15 protein-coding genes are annotated in these 14445 nt (G+C 35.5%); 14 read left to right on the top strand and 1 reads right to left on the bottom strand.

Going from position 1 to position 14445, the window contains the following annotated elements; genetic code table 11:
• Nucleotides 1-209 precede the first annotated feature (209 nt).
• The 12 genes from miaA (at nt 210) to radC (ending at nt 11041) form a co-directional block, all read left to right on the top strand.
• Nucleotides 210-1154, top strand: a complete 945-nt coding sequence (gene miaA / locus E7480_05040; GenBank protein ID MBE6903955.1) for a tRNA (adenosine(37)-N6)-dimethylallyltransferase MiaA — start codon at nt 210-212, stop codon at nt 1152-1154.
• Nucleotides 1155-1198: 44 nt separating this feature from the next.
• Entirely contained in the window at nt 1199-2422 is a 1224-nt protein-coding gene (locus E7480_05035) for a hypothetical protein (GenBank protein ID MBE6903954.1), read from the top strand.
• 6 nt (nt 2423-2428) lie between these two features.
• Nucleotides 2429-3133, top strand: coding sequence for a YggS family pyridoxal phosphate-dependent enzyme (locus tag E7480_05030; GenBank protein ID MBE6903953.1), 705 nt, complete (start codon nt 2429-2431; stop codon nt 3131-3133).
• 32 nt (nt 3134-3165) lie between these two features.
• A complete protein-coding gene (locus E7480_05025) occupies nt 3166-3570 on the top strand; it encodes a cell division protein SepF (protein MBE6903952.1) in 405 nt (134 codons plus the stop codon).
• Between the two features lie 37 nt (nt 3571-3607).
• Nucleotides 3608-3892 carry a hypothetical protein gene (locus E7480_05020; protein MBE6903951.1) on the top strand — a complete coding sequence of 95 codons (285 nt, stop codon included), beginning with the start codon at nt 3608-3610 and terminating at the stop codon, nt 3890-3892.
• 32 nt (nt 3893-3924) lie between these two features.
• Entirely contained in the window at nt 3925-4698 is a 774-nt protein-coding gene (locus tag E7480_05015; GenBank protein ID MBE6903950.1) for a hypothetical protein, read from the top strand.
• 17 nt (nt 4699-4715) lie between these two features.
• The gene (locus E7480_05010; protein MBE6903949.1) at nt 4716-5501 is read left to right on the top strand and encodes a DivIVA domain-containing protein; all 786 of its coding nucleotides are present in this window, start codon (nt 4716-4718) and stop codon (nt 5499-5501) included.
• A gap of 29 nt (nt 5502-5530) precedes the next feature.
• On the top strand, nt 5531-8317 hold the full coding sequence (gene ileS, locus E7480_05005; protein MBE6903948.1) for an isoleucine--tRNA ligase: 2787 nt from the start codon (nt 5531-5533) through the stop codon (nt 8315-8317).
• A 62-nt stretch (nt 8318-8379) separates the two neighbouring features.
• Nucleotides 8380-8889 (top strand): signal peptidase II, encoded by a 510-nt coding sequence (gene lspA / locus E7480_05000; GenBank protein ID MBE6903947.1) that lies wholly within the window; start codon nt 8380-8382, stop codon nt 8887-8889.
• Nucleotides 8840-9763 (top strand): RluA family pseudouridine synthase, encoded by a 924-nt coding sequence (locus E7480_04995; GenBank protein MBE6903946.1) that lies wholly within the window; start codon nt 8840-8842, stop codon nt 9761-9763. The genes lspA and E7480_04995 overlap by 50 nt, the downstream gene beginning before the upstream one ends.
• Nucleotides 9756-10331, top strand: a complete 576-nt coding sequence (locus E7480_04990) for an orotate phosphoribosyltransferase (GenBank protein ID MBE6903945.1) — start codon at nt 9756-9758, stop codon at nt 10329-10331. Before E7480_04995 ends, E7480_04990 begins: the two co-directional genes overlap by 8 nt.
• 23 nt (nt 10332-10354) lie before the next feature.
• Complete coding sequence (radC, locus tag E7480_04985; GenBank protein ID MBE6903944.1) at nt 10355-11041, top strand: DNA repair protein RadC; 687 nt, start codon at nt 10355-10357, stop codon at nt 11039-11041.
• A 72-nt stretch (nt 11042-11113) separates the two neighbouring features.
• Here radC and E7480_04980 read toward each other — a convergent pair whose 3' ends face one another.
• The gene (locus tag E7480_04980) at nt 11114-13399 is read right to left on the bottom strand and encodes a hypothetical protein (GenBank protein MBE6903943.1); all 2286 of its coding nucleotides are present in this window, start codon (nt 13397-13399) and stop codon (nt 11114-11116) included.
• Nucleotides 13400-13473: 74 nt separating this feature from the next.
• On the opposite strand from E7480_04980, the gene E7480_04975 reads away from it, so the two are divergent.
• Entirely contained in the window at nt 13474-14259 is a 786-nt protein-coding gene (locus tag E7480_04975) for an epoxyqueuosine reductase (GenBank protein ID MBE6903942.1), read from the top strand.
• A 79-nt stretch (nt 14260-14338) separates the two neighbouring features.
• Nucleotides 14339-14445 (top strand): adenylate kinase (locus E7480_04970; GenBank protein ID MBE6903941.1); only part of this gene is annotated, 107 nt, incomplete at its 3' end.

The raw sequence follows: 14445 nt of genomic DNA, 5'->3' as shown, positions 1-14445 counted from the left end.
TGGTTATAGTTAGTCGAAACATATGTGTTTCGACACAAAATCTTTGATTTTGAAACAAATTTTCAAAGAAAATTTGCCAATAACCATTGCAATGAGTGTCGTGTGCAATTGAATAGTATGAAAATTCAATTGCACAAAGCCGAGAAATCGGCTTATTGAAACGCTTTTAAGCGTTTCGACAAACAACAATCATTATAACGGAGTATAAAGTGAAACAAAAAATTATTGTAATTGTCGGTCCGACAGCTACGGGGAAAACAAAGCTTTCTATAGAGCTTTGCAAATATTTTAACGGCGAGGTTGTTTCCGGTGACTCAATGCAGATATATAAGCATATGACTATCGGGACTGCTAAACCCTCGAAAGAAGAGATGCAGGGGATAAAGCATCATCTTATTGATATTGTTGAGCCGTGGGATTGCTTTGACGTTGCTAAGTTTAAGGAACACGCTCAAAAAGCCGTGAAAGAAATATCAGTATCAGGAAAATTACCTTTTCTTGTGGGCGGTACAGGTCTTTATATCAACTCTTTTATTGATAATGTGAATTTAGGAAGCTATAAAGCAGATTATGAGTACAGAGCATTTCTTGAAGAAAGAGCAAAAAATGAAGGCGGAGCAGTATTACTTGAAGAACTGAGAGAGGTTGACCCTGTAGTAGCATCAAGACTTCACGAGAACGATGTTAAAAGAATTATCAGAGGGTTAGAAATTTATAAAGTAACAGGAGTTTCTCAGAGCGAGCATAATGAAAAATCAAGGCTTGAAGAAAGCCCTTACGAACCTCTTATTATAGGTCTTAATTATGCAGACAGACAAAAGCTTTATGAACGTATAAATTTACGTGTTGATATAATGCTTGAAAATGGACTTTTGCAGGAAGTAAAAGAACTTTTTGAAATGGATTTACCGGAAAAATCTACTGCAATACAGGCAATAGGCTATAAAGAGCTTAGAGATTATCTTGAAAACGGTATCGGACTTGAAGAAGCGGTCGACAAAATAAAACAGGAAAGCAGAAGATATGCCAAGCGTCAGCTTACCTGGTTTAAGAAGGATACACGCATAAATTGGATTAATATTGATGAATTTAAGGATTTTGACCAAATTTTTTCGCATTGTAAAAATATGGTGGAAAGTTTCATCAATATATGATAAAATATAAGCAAACGAAGGTTTCAATTCGGAAGTGAAAGAAAATGAATAAAAAAACAGCAAAACTTTATATAGGTCTTGCAATTTTAATTGTTGCTTTCTATTTTATATATCAAAGCTTTATTTTGTTTTCCAGCCCTATAAAGACTGAAAAGCTTAAGAGCTTTACAGCGTATGACAGCTATGAAACCCAAGGAATAGCCTTCAGAACTGAAGAAATTATACGTTCGTCGGTAAGCGGTACTCCTCAATATAGCTTGAGTGACGGGGAGAGAGTTAAGAAAAGCTCAACAATCGCAACCGTTTATTCAAAAACAGGTACAGCTGAGCAAAGAGCTCAGATTCGTGATATTGAAAATAAAATCGCCCTTTTTGAAAGCGGTAAAAACGATACTGACCTTTATCTTTCAGATGCAACAGGTCTTGAAATTTCTATTGATAATGCAGTTAATTCAATTAACGAAATGAAGCTTTCGGGAGATATGGCTGAGTATCAGAATAAGGTAAACGAATTACAGCTGTTGCTTATAAAAAAGCAGCTTGTTTTAGGTGAAATTGAAGATATAGACACTTATATCAATGATTTAAAAAATCAGCTAAAGGGATTGCAAAGCGCTTCCGATATTAAATCGGGAACAGTTAAGGCTGAAAAATCAGGTTTTTTCTCTTCACATTTTGACGGTTATGAAAATCTTATAAATCCTGCTCAAATGTTAGAAAACGGATACGAAGCCTTTTTAACAGTATCAGCGTTGGAAAAAGGCTCCGATAAGCCTGAAAATTATATCGGAAAAATTGCAACTGAATTTTATTGGTATTATGCTACGACGCTTCCGACGTCTGAATTTAAAAGCTATAATGTAGATGATACTTTAAATCTCAGAATAAAATCAGCAAGCAGCGATATCATTCCTGCTGTTGTTGTCCATACAGAGCAAGTTGACAGTGAGAACATATATATTATTTTTAAGTGTGAATACTATGATTCTTCTTTTGTCAATCTTCGTTTTGAAAAGGTTGACGTTATAACAAATACTTATAGCGGATACAGAGTTAACAGAGATGCTGTAAGAATGGTTGAAGATGTTACGGGAGTATATGTTCAGGCGGGCTCTCAAATTCAGTTCAAAGAGGTCAAGGTGCTTTTCTCAAAAGACGACTATATGATAATAGCTTCTTCTCAGGAAGGAACAAAACGTGCTTTACAGCCAAATGAATATATAGTTGTTGAAGGAAAAGAGCTTTTTGACGGAAAAATTATTTCATAGGATAAAATGGTAATGAATATGGAAATTCAAAATGCTTTGATTATAAAAGAAAAAGTTGCTCAAGCTGCAAAAAGTGTAGGAAAGAATCCCGAGGATATTACAATTATTGCCGTTACAAAAACCGTTGATGCCCATCGTATATTAAAGGTGAAAGAAGCAGGAATTGATATAATCGGTGAAAATAAAGCGCAGGAGCTTAATGAAAAATACGAAATTTTAAAAGATAAATTTACCTGTCATTTTATCGGGCATCTTCAAACAAATAAGGTAAAGCAGATTGTTGACAAGGTTAGTATGATTCAATCTGTAGACAGCTTTAAGCTTTGCGAAGAAATAAATAAACAATGTATTAAAATAAATAAAACAATGGATATTCTCGTTGAAGTAAATATCGGAAATGAGATTAACAAATCAGGAATTGGATTTGAAGAGGTAGAAGAATTTTTAAAAAAATCAGCCGAATTTTCAAATTTGAAAGTGCGCGGCTTAATGGCAATTCCGCCGGTTTGTGAAAATAAAGAAAAAACAGTGGAATATTTTAAGAAAATGCATAAGAAATTTATTGACATAAAGGCAAAAAACATAGATAATATAAGTATGGACTTTTTATCTATGGGAATGTCAAACGATTTTGAAGAAGCAATTTTATGCGGTTCAAATATGGTGAGAGTCGGAAGCCTTATGTTTGGAAAAAGAGAATATAAAAATTAAAATAAATAATACATAAAAAAGGAGATTTAAAAATGGGCGTATTTGATACTTTTAAGGACAAATTTGGTCTTATCGAGGAGGACGAAGAGAACATAGTAGAGCAAGAAAAAGAAACCGAAGTTTCTCCTAAGAAACGTGATTCCGAAGGAAAATCTTCAGGCTCAAAGCTTTCTTTTGTTATTTGTAAGCCTGAAAAGTTTGATGAAAGCCTTTCTATCGGAAACCATCTTCTTGATAAAAAAGTAGTTGTTTTAAATCTTGAAAGCACAACAAAGGAAAGCTCTCGCAGAATTATTGACTTTTTGGCGGGCGTTTCTTTTGCACTCAGAGGACAGGTTAAGAAGGTTTCCGTTGCAACATATATAATTGTTCCCAGTAATTCAGATATCAGCGGAGAACAATTGGAAGAGCTTGAAAGCGGAAGTATGTTTTTATAATTTTTAATAGGAAAACAGCATTCGGGAGTATTATGAAATGGACTTTGTTATAGTAGCATTAAGCTGGTTTTTTTCTTTTTTAGACGTGCTATTGTGGGCATATATAATTTTATCATATGTCTGTATTTTCGCAGGCAGACCGTTAAAAGTATATTTGTTTGTTCAAACCTTGCTTGACCCGTTAATCAGACCTATACGTACGTTGCTTAACAAATCGGAATTTTTAAGAAATTTCCCAATTGATTTTTCCGTAATTGTTTTGTTTCTTTTGCTTGATGCAATAAGACGTATATTGGGAGTTCCTCTGTTTAGTCTGTTTTAATGCTTGAGTTTGTAAAATGAAAGGCAATTTTTATGAGAAGAGAAGAAATTTTACGGACTGTGGCAGACAGTGAAGATAAAATTTTTGCTGCGCATATACTTGACTTGATTAAGGATAGCGAAAGAAAGCATTGCTTGAAATATACGTCTTTTTTAGATTTAAGACAAAGAAAGCTTTGTGAAGATATTTTTAATAAGGCGCTTTTCAAAGAATATAATTTTTACAGTATTGCACAGGATTGCGATAGGGTAATGGCGATTATAGGAAGCACTTACTGTGACTGTGAAAAGCTGCCTATAAAAATTATCAGCATTTCATCTTCTCAGCTTTCTAGACTTTCTCACCGTGATTTTTTAGGAACACTTATGTCATTGGGGATAAAAAGAGAAGCTATAGGGGATATAATAATTACCCCTAAAGCTTGCTTTATTGCTGTCATAAACGAAGTTTCCGATTTCATAATTCAAAATGTTTTTAAAGTGGGCGGAGTTGGAGTAAATTTAGAAATAGTCGGATTTGAGGCTTTGCCTAAGCTTGAAAAAGCCTTTGAAGAAAAAACAGGCTTTGCAAGCGCTATGAGAATTGACTGTGTAACAGGCTGTTTGCTTGAAACCTCACGCACTAAGGCGCAGGAAGCTGTATTAAAAGGTCTTGTATTGATGGATGGAAAAGAAGTTTTAAAAACAGATACTCCGGTTAAATGCGGTGCTGTTATAACCATAAGAAAAAAAGGAAAGTTTATTATTGATGAATATCAGCCTACCAAAAAGGAAAGGTTGAAAATAAATTATAGAAAATATATTTAAGAGATAGAGGGATAAAAATGTATAAGCCGGCAGATATTGATAACGTAACATTTAAAGGTTCGTTTATGGGAGGCTATAATCAGGAGCAAGTAGATAATTTTTTACTTAGCCTTTCAAAAGACTATGAGAAGCTTTATAATGAAAACGAAGATTTGAAGAAAAAATTAACTATTTTGGCGCAAAAAGTCGAAGAATATCGCACTCAGGAAACAAATATCAAAAATGCTGTTTTATATTCTCAAAGAATTCGTGATGAAGCAACTGTTGAAGCAGAAGCTAAGTCAAAGGAGATAATCGAAGCAGCGGAAAAGGTTTCTAAGGACCTTATTGACGATGTGGAAGAAAAGGCAGCAAAGCAAAGAGAAGAGGAAGAGAAAAGACTTGCTGACTTTAAAGCACAAAACGAAAAAGAGATAGAAAAAGAGAAAAAAGCTCTTGATCAGATAAAAAAAGAAGTAAGCGATTTTAAACTTAAGCTTCAGGAGCTATACAAAGAGCATTTAAAGACAATTCTTTCCTTACCTACTTATGAAGAGCCCAAAGAGGAAGAGAAAATTTTTGATGAGAAGCCCGAAGAAAGTAAAGGAGTTATTCTTGAGCCGATAGAAAATGAGCAAGTGGCTGAAGAGACTGAAGAGGTAGAAGACAACAGTAATGAAAATGAAGAAGCAGAGCAGGAAGAAGCTGTTGAAGAAAAAACTACCGAAGCATATATAGATAAAGAAAAAGTTCGTAGAGCATTGGATTTACAAGATACAATTGAAACAGAACAGGTTAAAATTGATTTTAATATAAAAGACTAATATATACGATAGAAAAGGAAGTAAAAGCTATGTCGCAGGATTATAACCAAACATTAAATTTACCGAAAACCGATTTTTCAATGAGAGCAGCATTACCTACAAGAGAACCCGAAATGCTCAAAGAATTTGAGGAAAAGAAAATATACGAAGGTTTAATGGAAAAGAATGAGGGTAAACCCTTGTTTGTTTTACATGACGGCCCTCCCTATGCAAACGGAGATATCCATTTGGGAACAGCACTTAATAAAGCTCTTAAGGATATTATTGTGCGCTATAAGAATATGACAGGGTATAAAGCGCCTTTTGTTCCCGGTTGGGATACTCACGGACTTCCCACTGAGCTTAAAGCAAGAAAAAAAGCAGGTGTAGAAAACTCAAGCGCCATTGAGCCGGTTGAGTTAAGAAAGCTATGCCGTGAATTTACTTTGGATTATTTAGATGACCAGAGAAAGCAGTTTAAGCGTTTGGGAGTTATAGGTGAATGGGATAATCCGTATATCACTTTGCTTCCCGAATTTGAAGCAAAGCAAATAGAGATATTCTGCGAAATGGCTACAAAGGGATATATATATAAGGGTAAAAAGCCTGTTTATTGGTGTCCTGACTGTCAGACAGCGCTTGCTGATGCTGAAATCGAATATGCTGACGATAAATGTCATTCCATATATGTAAAATTCAGAGTTACAGACGATAAGGGTCTTTTAAGCAAATTAGGCGCTGAGCTTGATAAGACATATTTTGTTATCTGGACAACAACTACCTGGACCTTACCCGGAAACGTTGCAATTTGTGTTGGCCCTGATTTTGAATATTCCGTTATTAAATCACAGGGCGAATATTTTGTAATGGCAACAGAGCTTTATGAAAAAGCTTTTGCGGCTAAAGGTGTAAGTGAATATGAGGTAATAGGAACAATCAAAGGAAGCGAGCTTGAGTATATGAAAACTCAGCATCCCTTCCTTGAGCGTCAATCTCTTGTAATAGTGGGAGACCACGTAACATTGGAAAGCGGTACAGGCTGCGTGCATACAGCTCCCGGACATGGTGTAGAGGACTATGATGTATGCAGAAATTATAAAGAGCTTGAAATAATAGTTCCTGTTGACAGCCAAGGCAAGCTGAATGAGCTTGCAGGACAGTTCAGCGGTCTTGATATAAACGTTGCTAATAAAGAGATAGCACAGCATTTGGAAGAGACAGGTGCTTTGTTTGCGCTTGAACAAATAGTGCATCAGTATCCGCACTGCTGGAGATGTAAAAATCCTATAATCTTCAGAGCTACAGAACAGTGGTTCTGCTCAGTTGAAAGTATTAAAGATAAGGCTATTGAAGCAATTAAAAAGGTAGAGTGGATTCCCGAATGGGGCGAGGACAGAATTACTTCAATGGTTAGAGACAGACAGGACTGGTGTATCTCCCGTCAAAGAAGATGGGGCGTTCCTATCCCGATTTTCTATTGTGAAAAATGCGGTAAAGAGCTGATGACCAGAGAAAGCATTATGTCTGTAGCTAAGCTGTTCAGAGAAAAAGGCTCTGATGCTTGGTACACAACTGCTGCAAAGGATATTCTTCCTGAGGGAACAGTATGCGAGTGCGGTTGCGGAGAATTCAAAAAAGAAAACGATATTATGGACGTATGGTTTGATTCAGGTGTTACTCATGCAGCCGTATGTGAGGAGAGAGAAAATCTTAAATGGCCTGCAGATATGTATCTTGAAGGAGCAGACCAATATAGAGGTTGGTTCCAGTCTTCTCTTTTGACCTCTGTTGCTTGGAGAGGAGAAGCTCCCTATAAGTCAGTTGTTACTCACGGCTGGGTTGTTGACGGAGAGGGCAAAAAGATGTCTAAATCTTTGGGCAACGGAATATTGCCTCAGGAGATTTTTGACGGTTACGGAGCTGATATATTAAGACTTTGGGTTGCTTCAAGTGATTATCATGCGGATATCCGTATTTCTCCCGATATTTTAAAACAGCTTTCAGAAGCTTACAGAAAGATAAGAAATACAGCAAGATATATCTTGGGCAATCTAAGTGATTTCAATCCCGATACTGATATGGTATCAGAGGATAAATTGCTTTCAATTGATAAATTTGCATTGAGTAAGCTTTCTGCTTTGCTTGAAAAAACAAGAAAAGCATATGAAGCTTATGAATTCCATCAAGTATTCCATTCTATTCATAATTTCTGTGTTGTTGATATGTCTAACTTCTATCTCGACGTTCTTAAGGACAGACTTTACTGTGAAAAAACAGACGGATATTTAAGAAGAGCAGCACAAACAACAATGTTTATAATTCTCGATACAATGGAGCGCTTAATTGCACCTGTGCTTGCATTTACAAGTGAGGAAATCTGGAACTGTATGCCTCACAGAAGTTCCGACAATGATTATAGCGTTCTTTACAATGATATTCCTGAGAAGCTTGAAATTAAAGCTGATGCAGATGCTGTTTCAATGTGGGATAAAATTCACGAAATAAGAGATGATGTATCAAAGGCTCTTGAAAATGCAAGAAATGCAAAGGTTATAGGAAAATCTCTTGAAGCTAAAGTTGTTCTTTATGCTAAAGACGAGCTTTATGACTTTATAAAGAGCGTTGAGAAAGAGCTTGCAACAGCGTTTATAGTTTCTGAAATCGAAGTAATAAACGGAGCAGAGGGTGAATATAAAGGAGAGCTTGAAAATCTTTCCGTATCTGTTTTGAAGGCAAACGGCGAAAAATGTGAGCGTTGCTGGATATTCTCAGATACAGTAGGAAAGAATGAAAAGCATCCTACACTTTGCAAACGTTGCGCTGAGGTTGTTGACTAATTGTCAAAAAATAAAAATGAGTTGATGAACACTTGAATATAAAAAAGTATTTTAATTTTCAGATGTTGTTAACGGTAGCTGTGGTTATTTTGTCTGTTGTTGCAGACCAAATAACCAAGCTTATTGCTGTAAAATTGCTTGCACCTGATAAGGATATAACGGTGATAAATAATGTTTTGAATTTTACTTACACCGAAAACAAGGGTGCAGCCTTTGGAATGCTTGACAATCAGCGCTGGATATTTATTGTGGCAACAGTAGTATTTATAGCTTTTTTGGTTTTCGCTTTAATTAAAGGAATGATTAAAGGCAAGTTTGGTACAATTTGTGTTGCACTGATAATAGGCGGCGGCATCGGAAATCTTATAGACAGAGTTCTTTTAGGTTATGTCGTTGATTTTATAAACTTTAAACTTATCTATTTTATATGTCCGGCTATTTTCAATGTTGCTGATATGTGCGTTGTAATAGGGGCAATATTAGGTGTAATTTGGCTGTTGTTTTTGGACGGTGATTTTGGAAATGGAAAATCTGAAAATAAAGGTGACGAACAGCCCGAAAGTAAGGCTTGATAAATATCTTTCAGATGTTACCGAAGGGTTTTCACGTTCACAAATTACAAAGCTTATAGAAGAAGGCAATATACTTATTAACGGCAAACTTGCAGATAAAAAGCTTATAGTTTCTGAAAATGATGAAATAGAAATTTTCTTTGAGCCTCCCAAAGAGTTGGAAGCTGTCCCTCAAAATATTCCTTTGGATATAGTTTATGAGGATAAAGACTTGCTTATTGTAAATAAGGCACGTGGAATGGTTGTTCATCCTGCGGCAGGCAATTATGAAGGAACGCTTGTAAATGCTCTTTTGTATCATTGTAAAGACAGTCTTTCAGGTATAAACGGAGTGATTAGACCGGGAATAGTACATAGAATTGATAAAAATACTAGCGGTCTATTGATGGTTGCTAAAAATGATGCGGCGCATATAGGATTATCACAGCAAATAAAAGAGCATAGCTTTAAAAGAGAATATGCCGCTATTATTCACGGATGTCCGAAAACCGACAGCGGTACAATAAATGCTCCTATAGGCAGACACCGTACCGACAGGAAAAAGATGACTGTAACAATGGTAAATTCAAAAAGGGCAGTGACTCATTTTTCTGTTATTGAAAAATTTGATAAATATACATATGTAAAATGCGTGCTTGAAACAGGCCGTACTCATCAGATAAGAGTACATATGTCGTCTATAGGCTGTCCTGTTTTAGGTGATGATGTTTATGGCAGGAAAACTAATGAATTTGGATTGGAAGGACAATGCTTGTTTGCACAGACTGTGGGCTTTGTTCATCCAATAACAGGGGAATACTTAGAATTTTCAGAGCAATTACCCGATTATTTTGAAAATATATTAAAAAGCTTAAGGAGAGAAAAAAATGCTTAGCAAAGAGAGAATTTTAGAGGTTTTAAAAGAAGCAGGAGTTTTATTGGAAGGTCATTTTTTGTTGACATCTGGAAGACACAGCAATAAATATCTTCAATGTGCAAAAATATTCCAAAATACTAAATACAGTGAAGAGCTTTGTGCTGACCTTGCAGAAAAATTCAGCGATTACGGTATTGATGTTGTTATAGGTCCTGCTATGGGCGCTGTTCAAATGGCATATGAGGTTTCCCGTCATCTTAAGGTAAGAAATTATTTTGCTGAAAGAGAAGACGGAAAAATGACATTGAGAAGAGGCTTCCAGATAAAAGAGGGAGAAAAGGTTCTCATTGTTGAAGATGTTGTTACAACAGGAGGCTCTGTTAAGGAAGTAATAGAAATAGTTAAACAAGCCGGCGGTGTTGTAGCAGGTGTTGGCTCTATTGTTGACAGAACCGGAGGAAAAATGGATTTCGGAGTACCTTTCCAAGCTGTTATTTCAATGGAAGTTGAATCATGGGATGCAGATGAGTGTCCTCTTTGTAAGGAAGGAACTCCTGCAATAAAGCCCGGAAGCAGAAAAATATAGCAATAAGAAAGGCATAAGTAACGATGGAAAACAAAAATCCTCATGCAGGCCACAGACAAAGGCTTGCAAATCGTTTTTTGAAAAGCGGAGCAGATGATTTTGAACTCCATAATATTTTAGAGCTTTTGCTTTTTGGAGCTGTACCCAGACGTGATACTAATGAGCTTGCACACGAGCTTATAAGAAAATTTGGTTTTTGCGGTGTGTTTGAAGCAAGCGCAGAAGAATTGCAGAAGGTTGACGGTATAGGACCTGTTGCTGCGGCTCAGTTAAAGCTTGTTCTTGAGGTTGCTAAGATATATAATCAAGAGAAAAATAAAAATGTAAAAACTATTACATCTATTGACCACGCAGCACAATATATGCTTCCGACTTTTATCGGAAGAGATTATGAAATAATAACTTTATTATGCCTTGATGCAAAAAGCTCAATTTTAGGACATAGTATAGTCGCAAAAGGTAATGTTAATACAGTAACCTTAGACACAAGAAAGATTGTTGAAACAGCTCTTAATTATAATGCTTCGGGCGTTATTATAGCACATAATCATCCTATTTCAACAGCGCTTCCTTCTTTAGATGACGTAGCTACTACTAAGAAGCTATATGCGACTTTGTTGGAATTGGGAATAAAATTGATTGACCATTTTATTTTTGCTTCTGACGGAGATTATGTTTCTCTTGCACAGAGCAATATGCTTAAAGGTTGATAAAAAATTAAAATAAAGACATTTTTGCGGCTTACAAGAATTGATTTCTTGTTCTTGCCGCTTTTTGTCTTTTTATTGTTCTTTAGTCTTTAATAAATCGCTTATATCGGCGCAAAGCTCTTTAGCGGTTTCTGTATCCTTTGACTCTACCTTTAAAATGAATTTTTTACCTTCTTTTGAAGGGGAAACAGTTACTATGCCTTTTGGGTCATTTATCCTTATACCGCTATCGGTTGTAGTATTGTCATAGCCGTGATGCCTGAATATATCTAATGCAGCCCCTGGTGTTATTGAGCTTTCCACTGTGGTTTTAAGAACGTGGAAAGAAGGAAGGTTTTTAGATAAGGTATATAACGGCTTTTTAGTTAATTTTTTAGCTGTTAAAATACAAACTATTGCAAAGCCTGCATCACAATGTGCTAAATATGAATTGAGATTTGTTATATCTTTGCTTTGCTCTACTGTTATTATATCAGCACCTGTATTTTTTAACACTGATTTAACAATGCTTGGGGCGGTTATGGGAATATTTATCTTTTTATTTCCGTTAAGAGCATCACAAAGAATAGCTAAATTTTCTGTATATTCTTTTGAATAAAAGCTTCCACGCTCATCAATGCAGGTAAGCTCATTACCGTCGGGGGAAATAAAGAAGCTAATTCCGTCATCGGCAATTTCACAGCCTAAAGCGCTGAGTGCAGTTGTAATGCTTTGATAAAGCCTTGTGTCAGGGCAGTGGACTTGTACAGTAATTCCATTCAAATCAGTTAATGCAGAATTTTTTAAGGCATTTGAGTAAAGCATATGATAGGAATGAGCGTTTTCCTTTTTGCCTATTTTCTGAGAAACGGTTTTTGAATTTTCGAAGCAAACCTCTATCTTTTTTTCAAGCTCACTGTTAATTTTAATTCCGTTTTCAGAGCAAAGGAAAATTATATTTTTACCATTTGTTCTTTTAAAATATGCACCCGCACGGCAACCATAATAGGTTATGCAGAATTTCCATAAATTTTCGGGGCAAATATCGAGGTTTAAGACGTTTAAACCTGCAGACATTACTCCTGCACTGAATGCAGCAGAAAGCATTTCGTCTTCCTTTGAATTGCCTGCAACTGCGATACAGCCGAATTGAAGAGCGCTTGCAACAGCAACTCCTGCATTTGCCGCAACGGAAGGCGTTATTATACTGTCGTATTTTCCGCAAAGACCGTCATCATCAAAAACAGAGGTTTTGCAGTTTCCCCATATAATATCTTGTGTTACGCTACAATTTGAAGGAATACCTTTTTGCGGCCATATTTTAACACCTTTATCAATAAATGCGTTTTTTCCTATAGTGCATTTATCTCCGATTATGCTTCCTTCAAAAGCACGCACACCTTCACTTAATATATTCGAAGAACAAATAACAGAGCCTCTAATTTCGCAAAAAGAGCCTATTCTGCTGTGCTCTCCTATTATACTTTTTTTAATGCTTGCATTATCGCCGATTTGAACATTATCTTCAATAATACTGTGTTGTCCTATAACAGCATTGTTTCCGATTTGAACGTTTTCACCTATATAACATGGCGGTATTACAACAACATTTTCCGGTATTTTTGATTTTGAAGTTACGCCTTGTGTTACAGATGCTCCGTCAAGCTTACAAGGATATTTACCTGTAACAGCATCTATATTGCAGGATAAATATTTTTCTGTTGTTCCTATATCGCACCAATAGCCCTTTGCATTGTATGCACAAAGCTTTAAATTTCTTTTCATAATCAAAGGAAATAAATCCTTTGAAAAATCAAAGGGTGTTTTATCTATAAGCTCGAAGCATTGAGGCTCCATAATATAAATTCCTGCATTCACAATGTTTGAATATGCGTTTTGAACGCTTGGTTTTTCAATAAAGCCTGTAACTGAGCCAACTTCATCACTTAAAACTACTCCAAATTCATAAGGCTCTTCTACCTGAGTAGTAACAATAGTTGCATCAGCTTTTTGACGTTTGTGAAAGGATATGACACTTTTTAAATCAAACTCACAAGCTGCATCTCCGCTTATAATTAGAACAGTATCATCAGTGAAGCCTTCACAGCTTTTTGCTCCTCCGGCTGTTCCTAATGGTGCTTTTTCCTCAAAATATTTTATAGATATTCCGTATTTGCTTCCGTCTCCGAAATGTTCTTTTATTTTTTCGGATAAGTAAAGAAGTGTTACAGCACATTCTGTTATTCCGTTTTCCTTTAAAAGCTCAATGATACGCTCCATAACGGGAATTCCGCAAATTTTTGCCATAGGCTTAGGTATAGTGCAGGTAATAGGACGCAATCTTGTGCTCATTCCACCTGCTAAAATTATTGCTTTCAAGCTATCGACTCCTTTAAATGATAACCATTATAGAATAGCTGTATTATGCCCAATAAGATAAGGAAAAATTCACTATGAAAAAAATATTAAAAACGATTTTTGAAAAACAATTTAATTTAGTAGGATTTTGTGCATTTGAAGATGTTTTGCCGCTGTTAAAGTGTAATAAAGCTATTGATTTTGAGGCAAAGGGTGTCATTTGCTGTATATTTCCCTATGAGCGTTTAAAAGGGGAAATGTCTTCATATGCACAAGCAGAAGACTATCATAAAAAAGCAGAATGTTTGATGAAAAATGCATTAGATGAAGTAAGGTCAAAATTTACTCAAAACAAATTTGTTGGCTTTTGTGACAGTTCGCCTATAAATGAAGTGAAAACGGCTGCGCTTTGTGCTTTAGGAGTAATAGGAAAAAATAATTTGATAATAACAAAAGAATACGGCTCTTTTGTTCATATATGTACTGTAGTTACGGATTTGGATTTTGAAACAGAAGGTAATATACAAAGCTGTATTGATTGCGGTATTTGTATTGAAAGTTGCCCTACAAAAGCTTTGAAAAATAATGGCTTTGATAAAGAAAGATGTATTTCTCATATAAGTCAGAAAAAGGGTGATTTTTCCGAATTTGAAAAAGAATGTTTCTTGAAAGGGAATAGTATATGGGGTTGTGATATATGTATAAACGTATGTCCTATGAATAAAAAAATTGCAGTAGCAGGGGATAATAGGATAATTTTAAATCTGAATGAGCTTGAAAATATGACCAACAAAGAATTTAAAGAAAAATACGGCAAATATGCTTTTGCGTGGCGAGGCAAACAACCTCTTATCAGAAATATTAAAACAAAAAGCAATTAAAAAACAGCTTTTCATTGTTTGTTGGTCAAGTTATGCTATAATACAACTAACCGATAAATTAGAATTTGTAGGTGAGATAATGATTATTTTAATTACAGGAGCATCGCATACAGGCAAAACTGCACTTGCCCAAAAATTGCTCGAAAAATATAAATATCCATACCTGTCAATAGACCATCTGAAAAT

Source organism: Oscillospiraceae bacterium, from assembly GCA_015067255.1.
GTDB lineage: Bacteria > Bacillota > Clostridia > Oscillospirales > SIG519 > SIG519.
Note: the sequence above shows the minus strand (reverse complement) of the source record. Positions and strands in the feature narration are given on the sequence as shown.

What these genes read in the sequence shown, in the direction of transcription:
- E7480_05035 (MBE6903954.1), top strand. Translation starts at nt 1,199, where the DNA reads ATGAATAAAAAAACAGCAAAACTTTATATAGGTCTTGCAATTTTAATT.
- E7480_05030 (MBE6903953.1), top strand. Translation starts at nt 2,429, where the DNA reads ATGGTAATGAATATGGAAATTCAAAATGCTTTGATTATAAAAGAAAAA.
- E7480_05025 (MBE6903952.1), top strand. Translation starts at nt 3,166, where the DNA reads ATGGGCGTATTTGATACTTTTAAGGACAAATTTGGTCTTATCGAGGAG.
- E7480_05020 (MBE6903951.1), top strand. Translation starts at nt 3,608, where the DNA reads ATGGACTTTGTTATAGTAGCATTAAGCTGGTTTTTTTCTTTTTTAGAC.
- E7480_05015 (MBE6903950.1), top strand. Translation starts at nt 3,925, where the DNA reads ATGAGAAGAGAAGAAATTTTACGGACTGTGGCAGACAGTGAAGATAAA.
- E7480_05010 (MBE6903949.1), top strand. Translation starts at nt 4,716, where the DNA reads ATGTATAAGCCGGCAGATATTGATAACGTAACATTTAAAGGTTCGTTT.
- ileS (MBE6903948.1), top strand. Translation starts at nt 5,531, where the DNA reads ATGTCGCAGGATTATAACCAAACATTAAATTTACCGAAAACCGATTTT.
- lspA (MBE6903947.1), top strand. Translation starts at nt 8,380, where the DNA reads ATGTTGTTAACGGTAGCTGTGGTTATTTTGTCTGTTGTTGCAGACCAA.
- E7480_04995 (MBE6903946.1), top strand. Translation starts at nt 8,840, where the DNA reads ATGGAAAATCTGAAAATAAAGGTGACGAACAGCCCGAAAGTAAGGCTT.
- E7480_04990 (MBE6903945.1), top strand. Translation starts at nt 9,756, where the DNA reads ATGCTTAGCAAAGAGAGAATTTTAGAGGTTTTAAAAGAAGCAGGAGTT.
- radC (MBE6903944.1), top strand. Translation starts at nt 10,355, where the DNA reads ATGGAAAACAAAAATCCTCATGCAGGCCACAGACAAAGGCTTGCAAAT.
- E7480_04975 (MBE6903942.1), top strand. Translation starts at nt 13,474, where the DNA reads ATGAAAAAAATATTAAAAACGATTTTTGAAAAACAATTTAATTTAGTA.